We start from the raw sequence: 18,021 nt of genomic DNA on the forward strand, positions 1-18,021 counted from the left end.
CGCGTGCTCAGTTCTTGCGCACGCCGTCGATGAGCAGTCGGCGAATCGCCTGGGTCAGATCCGCGACCGCGGCCTCATTGGGATTGCGCAGCCCGTGCAGGATCGCCGCCAGAATCATGCCGGTCACCGCGCGCGCGGTATTGACGGTGTCGAGATCGGCGCGCAGATAACCGTGTTCCACGCCGTGCTCCAGGTATCCGGCGGTCAGCGCGTCGGCGGTGTCCAAGAGCCCGTACAACCGCATGGTCAACTCGGTATCGATCCCGGTGGCCTGGAACAGCAGTAGCTGCGCCACCCGGGCATCGGCCAGGAAAATACCGTTGAGCGCGGTCCCGATGCGCTCCAACTGTTCTCGGTACCCATCCAGACTCTCGGCCGCGTCGGGTGCGTTCTCGGTACCCAGCGCCTCGATGATCCGAGCCGCCAGATCGTCGATGACGTGATCGATGATGTCCCGCTTATTCGCGAAGTACCGATAGAACGTCCCATGCCCGATGCCCAGCTCAGCGGCGATATCGGCAATGCCGGTGGCGTGGTACCCCTTCTCGGCGAAGCAGGCGAACGCGGTATCGATGATCTCCTGGCGGAGCTCGGCCTTGCGCCGTTCGATTCGAGAGGATGGCTTCGTCACGACCCCGATGATACGGTGTTCACAAACGGAATGAGATGTCATTACATGACAACTGAGTCACATGTGGCCAATGAGTCACAGTTTTGCAGGGAGGTTCGGCGTGGCACCTCAGTACGACGCCATCGTGGTCGGTGCGGGTTTCGGCGGGATGGGCGCGGGCATCGAGCTGGACCGGCTCGGCCTGAGCAATTTCGTGATCCTCGAGCGTGAGGACGATCTCGGCGGCACCTGGCACGTCAACCACTACCCGGGCCTCGCCGTGGATATCGCCTCGGTCACCTACTCCTATTCTTTCGAGCCCAACCCGCATTGGTCGCGCCTGTTCGCGCCGGGCACGGAGCTCAAGAAGTACGCCGAGCACGTGGCCGACAAATACGATCTGCGCCGCCGCATGCGCTTCGACACCGTCGTCGGGGGAGCGCGCTGGGACGAGGAGCAGCAGCACTGGGTGGTCGCCATCGAGAATGGTGAATCCCTCACCGCACGTTATCTTCTCGCCGCGACGGGCTTCCTGTCTCAGCCGTACACCCCGCCGTTCCCGGGCATCGACACCTTCCAGGGCAAGATCATTCACACCACCCGGTGGGAGAACGACTTCGACCTCACCGATACCAAGGCCGCCATCATCGGCACCGGCGCGACCGCCGTGCAGCTGATTCCCGAGGTCGCCAAGAAGGCGCAGGCGCTCACCGTTTTTCAGCGCACCCCCATCTGGGTGGTGCCCAAGGTCGACACCGCCATCCCGAAGCCGGTGCAGAATCTCTTCGAGCGAATTCCGGTGACGCAGAAGGCTGCTCGCATGGTGAACACCACCATGCTGGAGGCCCTGATGGTCGTCGGCGTACTGCACTTCAAGCAGGCCAAGCCGCTCAACAAGGCCGCCGCCCTGCTGGCCAAGGCGCATCTGCGAACCTCGGTGAAGGACAAGGAAACTCGCGACAAGCTCACCCCGGCTTACGATTTCGGCTGCAAGCGCCCCACCTTCTCCAACCTGTACTTCAAGACCTTCAATGAACCGCATGTGCGCCTGGAGACCAACTCCATCGACCACATCGAGCCCGACGGCATCGTTACCGCCGACGGCACCAAGACCGAGATCGACACCCTGATCCTGGCCACCGGCTTCAATCTCTGGGATGTGAACTTCCCGGCCATCGAGATCATCGGCCGCGACGGGGTCAACCTCGGAAAGTTCTGGCGCGACAACCGATTCCAGGCTTACGAGGGCGTCACCATCCCGAAGTTCCCCAACTTCGTCAGCCTGAACAGCCCGTACTCCTACAGCGGCCTGTCCTACTTCACCACCATCGAGGCCCAGATGAAGCATATGGGCCGACTATTCGGTGAAATGCAGCGTCGCGGTGAGGAAGTCTTCGAGGTCAACGAGGACGCCAACACCGAATTCCTGGACCGCGTCACCGATAAGCTGGACTCCTCGGTGTTCTACAGCGGCCAGTGCTCCACCGCGCGCAGTTACTACTACAACCAGCACGGTGAGGCGGCGCTATTGCGCCCCACCAGCACGCTGAACGCGCACCGCGAGGCGACGACTTTCCCGCTCGAGGATTACACCTACGGCACACAGTCGGCCTGACCTGGAGACTTCGTGCCGGGTAAGTCCGGTGCGGAGACGCGCGGCCGGTGGGTCGGCTCCGGCCGCGCGGCCAGGTGCTATTTCACGACTTCGTAACGGGCACAGACGAGTTCACCGTTCAACGCCACCTCGACCGGCCGCAATTCCTGTCGCGCGGGAAATATCGGCGCGCCCGATCCGAGGGTGACCGGAGCGAACGACACGATGATCTCGTCCAGCAGCCCGTGCTCTGCGAATTCGGCGGCCAGCCCGCCACCGCCGACCACCCACAATTTCTTGTCACCGGCCGCCGCCACCATCTGCTGATGAATCGCCGGAATCGGTTCGCTGGTGAAGCGAATATCGTGCCCGGGCCGCGCATCGAATTCGCGATGGGTCACCACCCAGGCGGGCATGGTGTACGGCCAGGGGCCGGACTCATGGTCCAGCAGCCACTGATATGTGTTGGCCCCCATGACAATCGCGCCGATCTCCGCGATGAACAGGTCATAACCCATCGGTCCAGAGCCGTCGTTCTTCCGGGTGAGCAGCCAATCCAGGGAATGCTCGGCGTCGGCGATGAATCCGTCCAGGCTACTGGCGGTGTAATAGGTCGTAAAGGACATCTCAACCTCTCTGTCGGAGCCACATAATGGGATCCCCGTGGCCGATTTCCATTGCGTCATCAGGTGATTCGGCGCGCAGCCAGGCGCGAACGAGCAGCCGGCGATGCGCCGAATAGGTCAGTACATGTGCGATCACACTGCCGAGCACGAAGCTCTCCGGCGGCTCGCACAGTGCGTCGATGAGCGTGTCGTTCCAGCCCCCGCGGCCATCGATATCGCGCACCGCGGCCAGCCAGCGCGGGACGATCTCATCGAAGCGCGCCCGCAATGCGCTCGGATCGTCGCCCGGTTTCTCCGGGGTATCGGCACCGTCGATAGCGGCCAGCCACACCTCTCGGCTCCACACCAGATTGACCAATACCCCGGCAATGGACTCCTCGACGCCATCCCAGGACAGCACTGAGAACCCCGGTGCGCGCACCCGCCGATACCGCTCGTCGGTCAACCCCGCTGCCCGCTCCAGCAGCTCCCGGATGTCATCCACATCGTGATGCAGCATGACCGCCGTCGGATCCATATCCGGCCGTCCCTTCGTCTCGCTCTGCACCCACAGCGACATGGGCGGATGAAAATGCACCCCGTTCACGGTCGGCAGCCAGCGCGCCGCGCGCTCGGAACCCGTACCGCTGGGCGGATGTCCGTAAGCCCGGCTGTATGCCCGGCTGAACCCTTCGACCGATTCGTATCCGGCGGCGAACGCGACCTCGGTGACGCTCTCGCCCCGGCTCAATTGCCAGGCCGCGCGTTCGAGCAGCACCCGGCGCCGCAATGCGACCGGAGATTCTCCGGTCCCGCGGGCGAACTGCCGGGAGAAATGGAACGGTGAGGCGTATGCCTTCGCCGCCATCGCGCCGAGTGTCGAATTGTCTTCCGCGAGTACCGCGTCCAGCAGTTCGCGGAGTCGATCCCGTCCGATGTGCACCGGATAAGTCTGGCCGGGCCGCCGCCTTTCGTGCTTGATCGTTCTTGCTGTGTCATTCGCCCTGGGCGAATCCGATACAGGTCGGCGCGCCCTATCTCAGGTTCAGCTGGCAGACTGTCGGGGAAACGACCCATTCGACCACTCAAATTAAGGGCTGACTTCGACGATGGACCTTCTGCTGCCGCTACTGCTGGTTGCTCTGCTCATCCCGATGTTCCTGGGCGTTCGTCGCCAGAAGCGGGAGATGGCCAAGGTGACCGAGATGCAGGAGACCCTGAAGGTCGGTGACCGCGTGGTCACCACATCGGGCCTGTTCGGCACCATCGTCGAGGCCGATGACGATTCCGTCGATCTCGAGATCGCCGAGGATGTCGTCACCACCTGGCTGCGCGCCAGCATCCGCGAGACCCGCAATGAGGATGCCGCCGCCACCACCGAGGAGTCGACCGACACCGACACCGAGGCTCCGGCCGCGGAGTCCGTGTCCGACAGCACCCCCGCGTCGGAGAACTCCGAAGACGCCCCCAAGCTGTCCAAGGACTGACATACCCGCGCGCCGTCGGCCCGCCGCGATCCGGTGGCCGACGGCGCTGCGGTGTGCCCAGCTCGATCCATCACTGATCCGCCTAGGAGATAAGTACTGTGCCACCTTCCCAGGGAACGGCGCATCCGTTGCGCCTGCTCGGCGTCTACGCCGCACTGGTGGCCGTGATGTTCGGCCTGATCTTCTTCACCGGAGACAAAACGGCGAGCCCCAAGCTCGGTATCGACCTACAGGGCGGCACCCGCGTCACGCTGACGCCGCGCACCCCCGATGGCGGTAAGCCCAGCCAGGACAGTCTGCGCAAGGCGCAGAGCATCATCGAGCAGCGTGTCAACGGCCTGGGTGTCTCCGGTTCCGAGGTCGTCATCGAGGGTGACAACCTGGTCATCACGGTTCCGGGTGAGGACGGCGCGCAGGCCAAGGCGCTGGCCACCACCGCCAAGATGTATGTCCGCCCGGTGCTGCAGGCGATCGCCCCGCAGGTGAAGAACGGCCAACCGGTCAACCAGCAGCAGCAACAACCGCAGCAGCAGCCCGCCGCGCCACCCGCCTCGGTCTCGCCGAGTGCTCCGGTCGAGACGCCGCCTGCCGCTGACGGTCCGACGAGTGAGGCTCCGGCCCCGCAGAATCGGGTGTTCCCGGCACAGGCTCCGACCACTCCGTCCGCGCCGCCGACGCAGCAGCCGAGCGCGCAGCAGACGCAGCAGGAGATCACGCAGGCGAAGGCATTGCGCCAGAGCATCGATCCGCAGATCCAGCAGACCGCCATGCTCACCATGGACTGCGCCAAGCCGGATCCGTTGCAGGGCAATGACGATCCGAACCTGCCGCTGGTGGCCTGCTCGGTCGAGGGCAATGAGGTCTATCTGCTGGACAAGTCGCGTCTGGACGGTCAGGAGATCAAGGACGCGTCGGGCCAGTACGTGCAGAAGGAATCCAAGTGGGTTGTCTCCGTGGACTTCAAGTCCGCGGGCGCCGACACCTGGGGCAAGCTGACCACCGAGTACTACAACAAGCAGCTGGCCTTCGTGCTCGACACCAAGGTGGTCAGCGCGCCGGTCGTGCAGCAGGGTGGCCAGTACGGCGGTAGCACCTCGATCTCCGGTCCGGGCATCAACAAGTCCTCCGCGCAGGAGCTCGGCAATACCCTCAAGTACGGTTCGCTGCCGCTGTCCTTCCAGACCTCGGAGGCCGAAACCGTCTCCGCGACACTGGGTTTGAGCTCGCTGCACGCGGGTTTGATCGCCGGTGCCATCGGCCTGGTGGCGGTGCTGCTGTACTGCCTGCTCTACTACCGCATGCTCGGCTTCCTGGCCGGTTTCTCGCTGCTCGCGGCGGGTGTGGCGGTGTACGCGCTGATCGTATTGTTGGGCAGGTCGATCGGGTTCACCCTCGACCTGGCCGGTATCGCCGGTTTGATCATCGGTATCGGTATGACAGCGGACTCGTTCGTGGTGTTCTTCGAACGCATCAAGGACCAGATGCGTGGCGGGCGCAGCTTCCGCTCCGCGGTCCCGCGTGGCTGGCAGCGCGCACAGCGCACCAACCTCTCGGGTAAGACGGTCTCGCTGATCGCCTCCGCGGTGCTCTACATTCTGGCCGCCGGTCAGGTGAAGGGTTTCGCGTTCACCCTGGGTCTGACCACGGTGCTCGACATTATCGTGCTGTACCTGGTCACCTCGCCGCTGTTGATGCTGGCGTCGCGCTCGGCCTTCTGGGCGAAGCCGTCGGTGAACGGTCTCGGCGCTGTTGCTGAAATTGCCCGGGAACGCAAGATGGCGTCCGGTGTCCTGGTGAAGGAGGCGTGATGGCGCGCGATAGCAGTTCCGTCCTGGATATCGATTCCGAACTCGACTACGAGTCGGAGAAGTCCACGCGCAAGCACAGCCTGTTCGAGCGGTTGTACACCGGCACAGGCGGTTTCGAGATCGTCGGGCGGCGCAAGCTGTTCTACGGTCTCGCGGCGCTGCTGCTGGCGATCGCGGTGGGAAGCATCGCGATCCGCGGGTTCACCCTGGGTATCGACTTCGCCGGTGGTTCGCGCATCCAGTTGCCCGCGGGCGACGGGGTGAGCACCTCGCAGGTGGAGAAGGTCTACGCCGACACCCTCGGCCATGATCCGGTCGCGGTGCAGAAGGTCGGCTCCGGTTCGGCCGCGGCCTTCCAGATCCGTTCGGACACTTTGGACAAGGATCGGACCGACAAACTGCAGAACGCCCTGTTCGAAGCCTTCAAGCCGAAGGATTCCAACGGGCAGCCGAGTATGAACGCCATCTCCACCGCCGAGATCAGCGAGACCTGGGGTGGCCAGGTCACCCACAAGGCGCTGCTGGCGCTGGGGGTGTTCGTGGCATTGACCATGGTGTACATCGCGATTCGCTTCGAACGCGATATGTCCATCGCGGCTATCGGCTCGCTGTTCTTCAATCTCGTTGTGACAGCGGGTATCTACTCGCTCGTCGGGTTCGAGGTGACGCCGGCGGCGGTCATCGGCCTGCTCACGATTCTGGGTTACGTGCTGTACGACAACGTGGTCGTCTTCGACAAGGTCGAGGAGAACACCGAGGGCGTACTGCATTTGAGCAAGCACACCTATGCCGAGAAGGCGAACCTGGCGGCGAATCAGACGCTGATGCGTTCGATCAACACCACCATCATCGGCATTCTGCCGATTATCGGCATGCTGGTGGTCGCGGTGTGGCTGCTGGGTGTGGGCACGCTGAAGGATCTGGCGCTGGTGCAGCTGGTCGGCATGATCGTCGGCGCGTACTCCTCGATCTTCTTCGCGGTGCCGCTGCTGGTGACCATCAAGGAACGCTGGGGTCCGGTGGCCGCGCACACCAAGAAGGTGCTGGCGCGTCGCTCGGGTGTATCCGGCGGCCGGGCAACCGAATCCGCCGCACAGCGCGCGGGTGCGGCCAGCCGTCCGGTGACGGTCGCGGCCGGGCGGGACGGCTCCGTGCCGCGTTCGCGTGCCGGGGCCGAGGGGCCGCGTCCGGGTACACGACCGAGTGGGAAACGAACCAAGAGAAGGAACTGAGCGCAGGGGGTTGCGGCAAGTGATTGGAAACAAGGCTCGCCGCGGCACCTCTGTCGCGGCGCGGCGTCGCGTAATCGACATCCGCCGCGGTTCGGTCGTCATGCTCGCCGGTGTGGTCGCCGCGGGCATGGTGGCGGGCTGTGCCGGGAAGAATCAGGTGCCCTCCATCGGGTACGGCGTCGATACAGCCGTCGCCAGCTATAACGGCGGCAGCACGCTGGGCGCGAATAGTGGTGCGGCGGCGGTGTTCTCACGTGTTCTCACCGGCTTCTTCTACACCGGCCCGGACGGGCAGCCGGTCGCCGATACCGATACCGGCACCGCGAAAGAGGTGCCGGGCGAGGCGCAGACCATCCAGTACCGCCTGAATCCGGACGGTAAATACTCCGACGGCGTGCCGACCTCCTGTGACGATCTGGTCATGGCGTGGGCGGCGCGCAGTGGACGCTTCACCAAGGCCGCTCCGGGCGGGCCGATACCCATGTTCGACGCCGCCGGTACGGCCGGTTACAGCGATATCGAACGCGTGGACTGCCAGCCCGGATCCAAGGACGCCACCGTGGTGTTCCGGCCGGGCCGGCACTACGCGGCGTGGAAGACGCTGTTCAATGCCGCCGAGTTGATGCCCGCGCATGTGGTGGCGACCGTGGTGAAGGTGCCGAATGTGGTGGCGCCCTTGCAATCCGGGGATCAGGCGACCGCCGAGCGGATCGCCGATTTCTGGAATACCGGCTGGATTCTGAAGCCGGGCAAGATAGACCCGACGGTGCTGCCCGCCTCGGGTCCTTATCGGATCGAATCGTTCGGTGACAAGGACGGTCTGGTCCTGGTCAAGAATGAGAAGTGGTGGGGTAACGCCGCCAAGACGCCGCGAATCGTGGTGTGGGACAAGAACACCGACCTCAAGGCCAAGGTCGAGGCCAAGGCGGTCGGTGTACTCGATATCGGTGCGGGCGCTCTCGGTGATGGCAAGCCGAGTGGCTTCACCGGGGAGAACCTACCGGGGCGCGGTGTCGAGCAGCTGGTGCTGAGCACCGGCGGGGTCTTCCAGAATGTCGGTGCCCGCAGGGCTTTCGCATTGTGTGTGCCCCGGGCGGCGTTGTACGACAAGCTCGGGCATCCGGACTACAAGGTCGATTCCGGGCTCGGTGCGAGCATACTGAATTCCCGTACCGTGCAGCAGGATTCGCTTTACTACCCGGCGATCTCGGGCATCGGCGACAAGTACAAGAACGGTGACGCGGGCGCGGCAGGTCAAGCCATGACCGCGGCCGGGCAGGCCAATGCCACCGTGCGCATCGGCTATCTGCGCCCGGACGAGCGGCGTGCGAAGACCGTCGCCATGATCGCCGACGCCTGTAAGGCCGGTGGCATCACGGTGGTCGACGCGGGCACGCCGGACTTCTCCCCGCAGCAGCTCGTCGACGGCAAGGTGGATGTGGTTCTCGGTGGTACCGCGGCCCTGCCCGGACCGTCCGGTTCGCTTACAGCTACCGACGCCATCGCGGCATTGCACACAGGTCAGGGCCTGAATTTCAATAGGTTCGGTAATGGCCGCTACGATGCCATCGCGGATCAGCTTGCGGCGGAGGACAACTCGACCGCGGTGCTGAACTTGCTCAACGAGCAGGAAAACCTGCTCTGGAGCGAGATGCCGTCCATCCCGTTGTTCGCCTCCCCGCGCACCATCGCGTTCGGAGACGGTCTGAAGAACGGGATAGCCAGCCCCACCAAGGCAGGCGCGGGCTGGAATATGGATCGCTGGGTACTCGAACGGTGAGTGACCGTGGTGGCGAGGTGACGAGGAGTGGGTGTATGAGCAAGCATGAAATGGTCGATACCGCCGAAACGCTCGGCGAGCGCACCGCCAAGGCCGCCGACGCGGTGCAGCGGCTGACCCGCTGGCGTGACGACTTCCCGACTCCGGGAGTGCGTTTCGCCGATCTCACGCCGGTCTTCGCCGACGCCGAGGGGTTCCGCACGGTCCTGGATTGCTTCGCCGCCTGCGCACCGGACGCCGATCTGGTGGCGGGCGTCGACGCGCGCGGCTTCCTGCTCGGCGCGGGTGTGGCCGCGGTACTCGGCACCGGTGTGATCGCGGTCCGGAAGGCGGGCAAGCTGCCGCCGCCGGTCATCAGCCGCGAATACACCCTCGAATACGGTTCGGCCGCACTGGAAATCCCGGCCGACGGTATCGACCTGAAGGGCCGTCGCGTCCTGCTGCTCGACGACGTCCTCGCCACCGGCGGCACCCTCGCCGCCGCGGCCGAACTCTTCCACGAGGCCGGCGCAGAGGTCATCGCCGCCGCGGTGGTACTCGAACTCGGCTTCCTCGCCGGCCGGGACCGCCAGGGCGACTACCCCCTCACCTCGATCGTCAAGCTCTGAACCGTTCGGCACGCTGAGCCCGCGTCACGCGACGACGCACGACTTCGACCACTGCGAAGAGAGCGCCGATTCCGCCGATCAATCGAGCGGCGGCGCTCTCTCGGTAGGTTTGATACATGTAAGGCATATCTGGTGGATTCCCGCGATATGCCCATTGAAACGGACCGACCGGTCAGTGCTCGCGGAATGAGCCTCGCGCCCGCGACTTTGTTCGGATGACAGGGTGTGGACGATCGATTGTCCTGATTGTCGTGCTGTGTCCCGTTGTGCTGCGCGCGGATTCGTCCACGCCCACAATGTCGAGATGAGTACTGCACCGGGGGAGCAGACAGCCTTCACCGAATTCCTGACCGCGCATCTACCCGAAGTCGCCAAGGAAATGGTCACCGCCGTGGTGCGCGGCGTCCCCGATTACGAGCAGCTGCCGGCCGAACTGCTGGAACAGGACCTCACCCGGCGCTCGGAGGAGAATCTGCGACTATTCCTACGGCTGGTGGGGGAGCGCCGTGAGCCGCGCGCGGAGGACCTGGACGAGATGATCGAGGTCGCGGTACGCCGTGCGCGCGAAGGGATTCCGCTCGATTCGGTGCTGGCGGTGTATCACCGGGGTGCGCTCGCGGCCTGGAACTATATGGCCGCCGCCGCGCGGACCCCGGAGCAGCGCGATGAGCTCATCGCGGCGGTGCCGCGGTTGCTCGGCTATCTGGGGGCGGTCATTCCGGGGGTGGCGGCCTCGTATCTGCGGGAGCGTCAGGATCTGCATTGGGAGCAGCGGGAGGTGAAACGCGCTCTGGCACAGGCGTTGTTGCAGGGCAAGCCCGCCGAGTTGCTGGCGCAGCGGTTCGGTATCGCCCTCGGCCCGTATCACGTACTGGCACTGCGTACTTCGGGTGGCGTCGAGACGGCCGAGGGTGCGCGGCCCGCCATGCGGGTCATGCACGGCGAGATCGACGCGCTCTCCGCGCATGCGCTCACCGTGCTGGACCGGGCGGGCGGGTGGGTGCTGGTGCCCGCGACCGAACCGGCGGCCCGTCTCGATGCCGCTATCACCCGGATCGCGACGACCACCGGTGTTCTGCTGATCGCCGGAACCTCCACCGCCGCACTGGTTTCGGAGATTCCGGCGCGGGCCGAGGAGGCCGGTGAGATCGCCCGCCTCGCGTTGGGGCTCGGCCGCCCCACCGGGGTCTATCGCATGGCCGATCTGGCACTGCAGTACCAGTTTGCCCGCCCCGGTCCCGCGCGTACCTGGCTCCTGGGCCTGCTCGCACCCCTCACCGGGCATCCACATCTCATGGAGGCGTTGCGCGCCTACCTCACCCACGATCACAATCGGGTGGCGGCGGCGGAGTCCCTGGTGGTGCACCGCAATACGCTGAACTATCGGCTGAACCGGATCGCCACCCTGACCGGTTATGATCCGGGCGCCTCCGAGCACACACCGCTATTCGCCGCGGCGCTCACCGCGTTCGATCTGGCCTCGGCCGAACTGTAGGACCACCGCTAATGGGCTACCACCCGGGCGATGAAGCCGGTGACGATCAGCCAGAAGACCGCCGCCAGACCGTAATTCAGGATGATGTCGATATTGCCATTGCCGGTGTGGAACAGTCCCGGGAAGAACAGCGCCAGTGGCTCGGCGAACCCCTTGATGAAGGTGAAGAACCGATTCGACTGATCGGCTTGCAGCACCAGCAGCAGGATATACAGGCCCTCGGTAAGGGCGAACAGTGCACCGACACCGCTGATTATGCGAGCGGCGGTGGCCTCATTGCGGGCGACGTACGGCATTGGTCCAGGATGCCCGTTGTGCGCGGTTCGGAAACTGCTCAGCGGCGCGTCGAAGGCGACGCGCTGGACCGTAAAACCGAACGTCTGGTCCGTGAAACGGCGTGTCCGGCATGGCATGATGGCCCAGTGATCACGACGGCCACCGGAAGCGTTCGGGAGTGAAGGCCAAGTACCTCATCGGTGGGGCCGTCGGCCTGATACTGAGCCTGGTCACCCTGGTGCTCGTGGTCATCCTGCCCGCCACCGAGGAGACCTGTGGCACAGGCACACCCGTCATCCCCTCGGCCACCCAGGCGCGCACCGAACCCAACTGTCCCGCCACCGGCGCGGCCGCCGAAGCCGGGCTGCAGGAGGGGGCGCTACGCGCACTGCGTTGTGTGGTCGCACGATTCGGCATGATGGATATGCGCGGCGTCATCGCCGACGACGCCTACCCCGATCATCGTGAGGGGCGCGCGGTCGAATTCATTGTCGGCAACGATCAGGCCAAGGGCGATTCCATCGTCGCCTTCCTGCAGGAGAGCGCCGCCAATTTCCATGTCGACTATGTGATCTGGAAGCAGCGCAGCTGGACCGCGGACTCCTCCACCGGCATCGCGTGGACACCCCTGGACGATCGCGGCGACGCGGCGCGCAATCACATGGACCGCGTGCAGGTGACCATCAAACCCGTCACCACCACCTCGACCGTCACCACCTCGGCCGAGGTATCCCTGGCCGCCATGCCCGGCGCGGTCAATGAGGCGGGCCGCCTGACCGGCGTCGGCCGTCGCCAATACCCCATGGCCGCAGGGACTTTCACCATTACCGACCCGTTCGGTGCCCGCGGTGGCGCGCATCTGGGCGTCGATATGGCCGGGGCCGCGGGCACACCCATCTACGCCGCCTCCGACGGTCTGGTGGTCGCGTCCGGTCCGGCCTCGGGCTTCGGCGACTGGGTGGTCATCGACTCACTCGACGAGAGCGGTCGCCGCTACTCCACGGTGTACGGGCACATGTACGAGTCCGGTATCTACGTGCACACCGGTGACATTGTCACCATGGGTCAGCACATCGCCGATGTCGGCTCCAATGGTGAATCCTCCGGTCCCCATTTGCATTTCGAGCTCGTCCCCGGCGGTCGCCTCACCGGCGGCCATCAGGTCGACCCGATGGCCTGGCTCTCGGGCTCCTCCCTTCCGACCGCCACCACCCCCAACTGCGAGAACGGATTCGGTTCCGCCGGAGGCAATCTCGCCCCCGGTAAGGTCCCGGCCGAACTCGAGGTCTGGTATCGCCGCGCCGGCTCGCTCTGCCCGCAGATCAGCGCCTCCCTGCTGGCGGCCCAGGGCGAGGCCGAATCCGGTTTCCGCCGCGGCCTCACCTCACCCGCCGGAGCCCAGGGCCTGGCCCAATTCCTCCCGAGTACCGCGGCCTCCTTGGCCCCCGACGGACAGCCGTATGTCATTGACGCCGACGGCAATGGCACCGCCAGCCTCTGGGACGACGGCGACGCCATCGTCGGCCAGGGCCGGTATATGTGTGCCATCGCCCAGGCCATCCAAGGCTGGATCGACCAGGGCAAGGTCACCGGCGACGTCACCGCCCTGAGCCTGGCCGCCTACAACGCCGGTGAAGGCGCGGTCCTCGCCTCGGGCGGCATGCCCAACCAGGTCCCCGGCCACTTCAGCGAAACCCGCCCCTACGTAGCGAAAATCCTTGCCGCGGAAGCGAATTTCCGCAGCATGGGCAGCGGCGGCCGCTTCACCCCCGACGCCGCCGCGTCCTTGGGCCCGCAAATCGTCGCGGCGGGCCACGAATGGCTCGGCACCCGCTACGTCTTCGGCGGCGGCAATGCGTCGGGCCCCACCGACGGCGGCTTCGACGAACCCGGCCTCACCGCCGCCGCCGTCTTCTCCGCCAGCGGCGGCACCATCACCCTCCCCAGCACCGCCGAACAACAATGGGAAATCGGCACCGAGGTAACCCTCCTGAAAGCCAAATCAGGCGACCTGGTCTTCGGCAACTGGGGCCCCCGCGGCCCCGCCACCGTAGGCATCTACCTCGGCAACGGCCGCATGCTGCACGCCGAACCCGGTGGCACGGTGGCCGAAGTCCCCCTCCTCAACGGCATGAAAGCCCGCCGCATCGGCCAGTGAGGCCGGTCACGAAATAAGTACTTGCACGGCCTCGTTGACCTTGGCTACGGTGGAAAAAGTTCCTGCCCCGAACGTTCGGAGACATTGCGTTGATTTTCTGAGGTGACTGTCGAGTGGCCCGCACTACTGCGCGCCGCATTCCTCGCTATCACCTGTGGGAGTCCACATGTCATATCCGACTATTTCCATTTCCGATCTCGCCTTCGCCTGGCCGGATGGCACGCCCGTATTCGAAGGGTTCGATGCTCAACTCGGGGGCGGGCATATCGGCCTGGTCGGCAGCAATGGTGCCGGTAAATCCACTCTCTTTCGCTTGATCACCGGTGAGCTGCGGCCCATTCAGGGGTCTGTGGCGGTGCCCGGGTTACTGGGTTATCTGCGTCAGGATCTCGGACTCTCGGCTGGGCAGCGGGTGGATGAGGTGCTCGGAATCGCCGATATCCGGAAAGCCTTGCACCGCATCGAAACCGGTGCGGGGGAGGAGGGCGACTTCGAGGTGATCGGGGCCGCCTGGGATATCGAGGAGCGGGCGGTGGCACTGCTCGGGCGGCTCGGATTGCATTATGTGGCAGGCGATGTCGCGCAGCTCGATCGCCGGCTGGATACGCTCTCCGGTGGCGAGACCGTGCTGCTCGGGCTGGTGGCCGAGCTGCTGCGCGAGCCCGAGGTGCTGCTGTTGGACGAGCCGACGAACAATCTCGATCAGGTGGCGCGGGAGCGGCTCTACGAAGTGGTGGGGCAGTTCTCCGGGACCGTATTGACCGTCAGCCATGATCGCGAACTATTGGAGCGGGTCGACACCATCGCCGAGCTTCGGCAGGGTGAAATCCGTTTGTTCGGAGGCAATTTCAGTGAGTACGAGCGGATTGTCGAGGCCGAGCAGGAGGCCGCGCGGGCCGCGATCCGTGATGCGCGCGGTGATGTGCGTAAGCAGGCGCGCGAGCTGATCGAGACCAGGATCAAAATCGATCGGCGGCAGCGGTACGGGCAGAAGATGTGGGATCAGAAGCGCGAACCCAAGATCGTCATGGGCAATCGCAAGCGTGAAGCCCAGGTCTCGGCCGGGAAGCTGCGCAACCAGCACATCGGGAAGCTCGAGGGTGCGAAGGATCAGCTCACCGAAGCGCAGGAGAAATTGCGCGATGACCGGGAGATCCGGGTCGAGCTGCCCGACACCCGGCTGTATCCGGGGCAGGATGTGATCGAGCTCGACGAGGTGACCCTTGTGTGCGGGCCGACGGTGACGCTGAAAATCAGCGGCCCCGAACGCATCGCACTCACCGGGCGCAATGGCGTGGGCAAAACGACTCTGCTGCACCGTATTCGGGAGGAATCACCGAAGGTGCCGTGGCGCATGCTGCCGCAACGCCTGGATGTGTTCGACGAGGAGCTCTCGGTCTTCGAGAATGTGGCCGCCACCGCACCACATGCCTCGCCGGAGCGGATTCGGGCGCAACTGGCCCGGTTCCTCTTCCGCGGCTCGGATGCGGACGTCTCGGCCGGCGCGCTCTCGGGCGGGGAACGCCTGCGCGCGGCCCTGGCCATGATCCTGCTGGCCGAACCCGCCCCACGGCTGCTCCTACTCGATGAGCCCACCAATAACCTGGACCTGCCGAGCCTGCGGCACCTCACCGAGGCCCTCGCCGGATTCCAGGGTGCGCTCATGGTGGTCAGCCACGATCCGCGCTTCCTCGCCGAGATCGGTGTGACGCGCCGCCTGGAGTTGTCCGCCGACGGTTTGACAGACGTCCCGGTCAATTAAGGGATCAGGTTTCGAGGCCGGAGCAATCCGGACGCAATGCCACCGCGAAGTGTCGGTGGATGAGAGTAAGGTTCGACGCTCCGGACAGGTCCGGTCAGGCGGCGTTCGGCGTTCCGGTCTCGAAACGTTTCCAGGACTAAAGTGGGTGGTCTACGTGGTTGGACGGTCCGGTACGGTGTTCCGATCGAGGCCGGGAGAGGTGGTGGCATGACACAGAATCTGGAGAAGGCGAACGCCGGGCAATCGGAGAATGGCGATTCCGTCACTCCCGCGCCCGGCGCTCCTGTGCGCTCCGCCTCGGCCGCCGTCCCCACTTCCGCGTCCCGTCGCGTCCGCGCCCGCCTCGCCCGCCGGATGACCGGACAGCGCGGCATCGCCGCGGTGAAACCGGTGCTCGAGCCCTTGGCGACGGTGCATCGCGAGCTGTATCCGAAGGCGAATCTCGCTCTGCTGCAACGGGCTTTCGATGTCGCGGACGAGAAGCATCAGCATCAGTTCCGTAAGTCGGGCGACCCGTACATCACCCATCCGCTGGCGGTCGCGAACATTCTGGCCGAGCTCGGCATGGACACCACCACGCTGGTGGCGGCCCTGCTGCACGACACGGTCGAGGACACCGGCTACTCGCTGCAGGAGCTGACCGACGAGTTCGGCACCGAGGTCGCCCACCTGGTCGACGGTGTGACGAAACTCGACAAGGTCAATCTGGGTGCTGCCGCCGAGGCCGAGACCATCCGCAAAATGATCATCGCCATGGCGCGTGACCCGCGCGTACTGGTCATCAAGGTCGCCGACCGGCTGCACAATATGCGCACCATGCGCTTCCTGCCGCCGGAGAAGCAGGCCAAGAAGGCGCGCGAAACCCTCGAGGTAATCGCCCCGCTGGCGCATCGACTCGGTATGGCCACGGTCAAATGGGAGTTGGAGGATCTCGCTTTCGCGATCCTGCACCCCAAGAAGTACGACGAGATCGTGCGCCTGGTCGCCGACCGCGCGCCCTCACGTGACACGTACCTGGCACGGGTGCGCGACGAGATCGTCAATACTCTGGCGGCGAGCCGGATCAACGCGATTGTCGAGGGCCGTCCCAAGCACTACTGGTCCATCTATCAGAAGATGATCGTCAAGGGTAAAGACTTCGACGACATCCATGACCTGGTCGGTATCCGCATCCTCTGCGATGAGGTGCGGGACTGCTATGCCGCTGTGGGCGTTGTGCATTCGCTGTGGCAGCCCATGGCCGGGCGGTTCAAGGACTACATCGCCCAGCCGCGGTACGGCGTCTACCAGTCGCTGCACACCACCGTGGTCGGCCCGGACGGTAAGCCGCTGGAGGTGCAGATCCGCACCCAGGACATGCACCGCACCGCCGAATTCGGTATCGCCGCGCACTGGCGGTACAAGGAGACCAAGGGCAAGCACTCCAACGACTCCACCGAGGTCGACGATATGGCGTGGATGCGCCAGCTCCTCGACTGGCAGCGGGAGGCGGCCGACCCGGCCGAATTCCTGGAGTCGCTGCGCTTCGACCTGAAATCCCCGGAGATATTCGTCTTCACCCCCAAGGGCGAGGTCATTACGCTTCCGCAGAAGTCCACCCCGGTGGACTTCGCGTATGCCGTGCACACCGAGGTCGGCCACCGCTGCATCGGCGCGCGCGTGAACGGGCGCTTGGTCGCGCTGGAACGGCAGTTGGAGAACGGTGAGGTCGTCGAGATCTTCACCTCGAAGGCGCAGAACGCCGGACCCTCCCGCGACTGGGCCAACTTCGTGGTCTCCCCGCGCGCCAAGGCCAAGATCAGGCAGTGGTTCGCCAAGGAACGCCGCGAAGAGGCCCTGGAGGCGGGCAAGGATCAGATCTCCAAGGAGGTCCGCCGCTCCGGCCTGCCGCTGCAGCGCCTGATGAGCGCCGACGCCATGACCAGCCTCGCCGCCGAACTGCATTACGCGGATATCTCCGCGCTGTACACCGCGGTCGGCGAGAACCAGGTCTCGGCGCATCACGTGGTGCAACGCCTGATGGCGCAGCTCGGCGGGGTCAGCGATGTCGAGAACGAGCTGGCCGAAAGGTCGACGCCCTCAACGGTTCCCTCGCGCCAGCGCCTCACCGGCGATGCGGGCGTGGAGATTCCGGGCGCTCCGGGCACGGTGTCCAAGCTCGCCAAGTGCTGCACCCCGGTACCGGGCGACGAGATCATGGGCTTCGTGACCAGAGGCGGCGCGGTCAGCGTGCACCGCACCGACTGCACCAACGCGGATTCCCTACGCGCCCAACCGGAACGCATCATCGAGGTCAAATGGGCCCCGTCGCCGTCGTCGGTCTTCCTGGTCGCCATCCAGATCGAGGCCCTGGACCGGACTCGCCTGCTGTCGGATGTCACCAAGGTCCTGGCAGACGAGAAGGTCAATATCCTCTCGGCGGCGGTCACCACTTCCGGTGACCGAGTGGCGATTTCGAAGTTCACCTTCGAAATGGGCGACCCCAAGCATCTCGGTCATCTGCTGAATGTGGTCCGCAATGTGGAAGGCGTGTACGACGTCTACCGCGTAACCTCCGCTGCCTAGACGGCTCTTCGAAATCCCGCACAGCGGCGCTTCCCACCTCG

At 65.3% G+C, this 18,021-nt stretch carries 14 protein-coding genes; 10 read left to right on the forward strand and 4 right to left on the reverse strand.

The window, feature by feature from the left end; all coding sequences use genetic code 11:
- Positions 1–7: 7 nt before the first annotated feature.
- On the reverse strand, positions 8–673 hold the full coding sequence (locus GFY24_RS07380; protein ID WP_153804277.1) for a TetR/AcrR family transcriptional regulator: 666 nt from the start codon (positions 671–673) through the stop codon (positions 8–10).
- Positions 674–731: 58 nt separating this feature from the next.
- On the opposite strand from GFY24_RS07380, the gene GFY24_RS07385 reads away from it, so the two are divergent.
- On the forward strand, positions 732–2,225 hold the full coding sequence (locus GFY24_RS07385; RefSeq protein WP_309230572.1) for an NAD(P)/FAD-dependent oxidoreductase: 1,494 nt from the start codon (positions 732–734) through the stop codon (positions 2,223–2,225).
- Between the two features lie 77 nt (positions 2,226–2,302).
- Here the strand turns inward: GFY24_RS07385 and GFY24_RS07390 are convergent, their stop codons facing one another.
- Positions 2,303–2,830, reverse strand: coding sequence for a dihydrofolate reductase family protein (locus GFY24_RS07390; protein ID WP_153804279.1), 528 nt, complete (start codon positions 2,828–2,830; stop codon positions 2,303–2,305).
- Between the two features lies 1 nt (position 2,831).
- Complete coding sequence (locus GFY24_RS07395) at positions 2,832–3,752, reverse strand: helix-turn-helix domain-containing protein (protein WP_309230573.1); 921 nt, start codon at positions 3,750–3,752, stop codon at positions 2,832–2,834.
- Between the two features lie 166 nt (positions 3,753–3,918).
- Here GFY24_RS07395 and yajC point away from each other — a divergent pair, with 166 nt between their 5' ends.
- The 6 genes from yajC to GFY24_RS07425 all read left to right on the forward strand — a co-directional run bounded on the left by yajC (position 3,919) and on the right by GFY24_RS07425 (position 11,219).
- Complete coding sequence (gene yajC, locus GFY24_RS07400) at positions 3,919–4,296, forward strand: preprotein translocase subunit YajC (RefSeq protein ID WP_153804280.1); 378 nt, start codon at positions 3,919–3,921, stop codon at positions 4,294–4,296.
- Positions 4,297–4,394: 98 nt separating this feature from the next.
- Positions 4,395–6,104 (forward strand): protein translocase subunit SecD, encoded by a 1,710-nt coding sequence (gene secD / locus GFY24_RS07405; protein WP_309230574.1) that lies wholly within the window; start codon positions 4,395–4,397, stop codon positions 6,102–6,104.
- Positions 6,104–7,336, forward strand: coding sequence for a protein translocase subunit SecF (gene secF / locus GFY24_RS07410; RefSeq protein ID WP_153804281.1), 1,233 nt, complete (start codon positions 6,104–6,106; stop codon positions 7,334–7,336). The genes secD and secF overlap by 1 nt, the downstream gene beginning before the upstream one ends.
- Before the next feature lie 100 nt (positions 7,337–7,436).
- The gene (locus GFY24_RS07415) at positions 7,437–9,116 is read left to right on the forward strand and encodes an ABC transporter substrate-binding protein (protein ID WP_153804686.1); all 1,680 of its coding nucleotides are present in this window, start codon (positions 7,437–7,439) and stop codon (positions 9,114–9,116) included.
- A gap of 35 nt (positions 9,117–9,151) precedes the next feature.
- Positions 9,152–9,724, forward strand: a complete 573-nt coding sequence (locus GFY24_RS07420; RefSeq protein WP_153804282.1) for an adenine phosphoribosyltransferase — start codon at positions 9,152–9,154, stop codon at positions 9,722–9,724.
- 304 nt (positions 9,725–10,028) lie between these two features.
- Positions 10,029–11,219, forward strand: coding sequence for a CdaR family transcriptional regulator (locus tag GFY24_RS07425; protein ID WP_153804283.1), 1,191 nt, complete (start codon positions 10,029–10,031; stop codon positions 11,217–11,219).
- A gap of 8 nt (positions 11,220–11,227) precedes the next feature.
- Here GFY24_RS07425 and GFY24_RS07430 read toward each other — a convergent pair whose 3' ends face one another.
- Complete coding sequence (locus GFY24_RS07430) at positions 11,228–11,515, reverse strand: hypothetical protein (protein WP_153804284.1); 288 nt, start codon at positions 11,513–11,515, stop codon at positions 11,228–11,230.
- A gap of 158 nt (positions 11,516–11,673) precedes the next feature.
- On the opposite strand from GFY24_RS07430, the gene GFY24_RS07435 reads away from it, so the two are divergent.
- The 3 genes from GFY24_RS07435 to GFY24_RS07445 all read left to right on the forward strand — a co-directional run bounded on the left by GFY24_RS07435 (position 11,674) and on the right by GFY24_RS07445 (position 17,980).
- A complete protein-coding gene (locus GFY24_RS07435; protein WP_309230576.1) occupies positions 11,674–13,653 on the forward strand; it encodes a peptidoglycan DD-metalloendopeptidase family protein in 1,980 nt (659 codons plus the stop codon).
- 166 nt (positions 13,654–13,819) lie between these two features.
- The gene (locus GFY24_RS07440) at positions 13,820–15,415 is read left to right on the forward strand and encodes an ABC-F family ATP-binding cassette domain-containing protein (RefSeq protein WP_153804285.1); all 1,596 of its coding nucleotides are present in this window, start codon (positions 13,820–13,822) and stop codon (positions 15,413–15,415) included.
- A gap of 207 nt (positions 15,416–15,622) precedes the next feature.
- Complete coding sequence (locus tag GFY24_RS07445; protein WP_153804286.1) at positions 15,623–17,980, forward strand: bifunctional (p)ppGpp synthetase/guanosine-3',5'-bis(diphosphate) 3'-pyrophosphohydrolase; 2,358 nt, start codon at positions 15,623–15,625, stop codon at positions 17,978–17,980.
- Positions 17,981–18,021: the final 41 nt, after the last annotated feature.

The organism is Nocardia sp. SYP-A9097 (genome assembly GCF_009649815.1).
In the GTDB taxonomy this organism is placed as follows: domain Bacteria; phylum Actinomycetota; class Actinomycetes; order Mycobacteriales; family Mycobacteriaceae; genus Nocardia.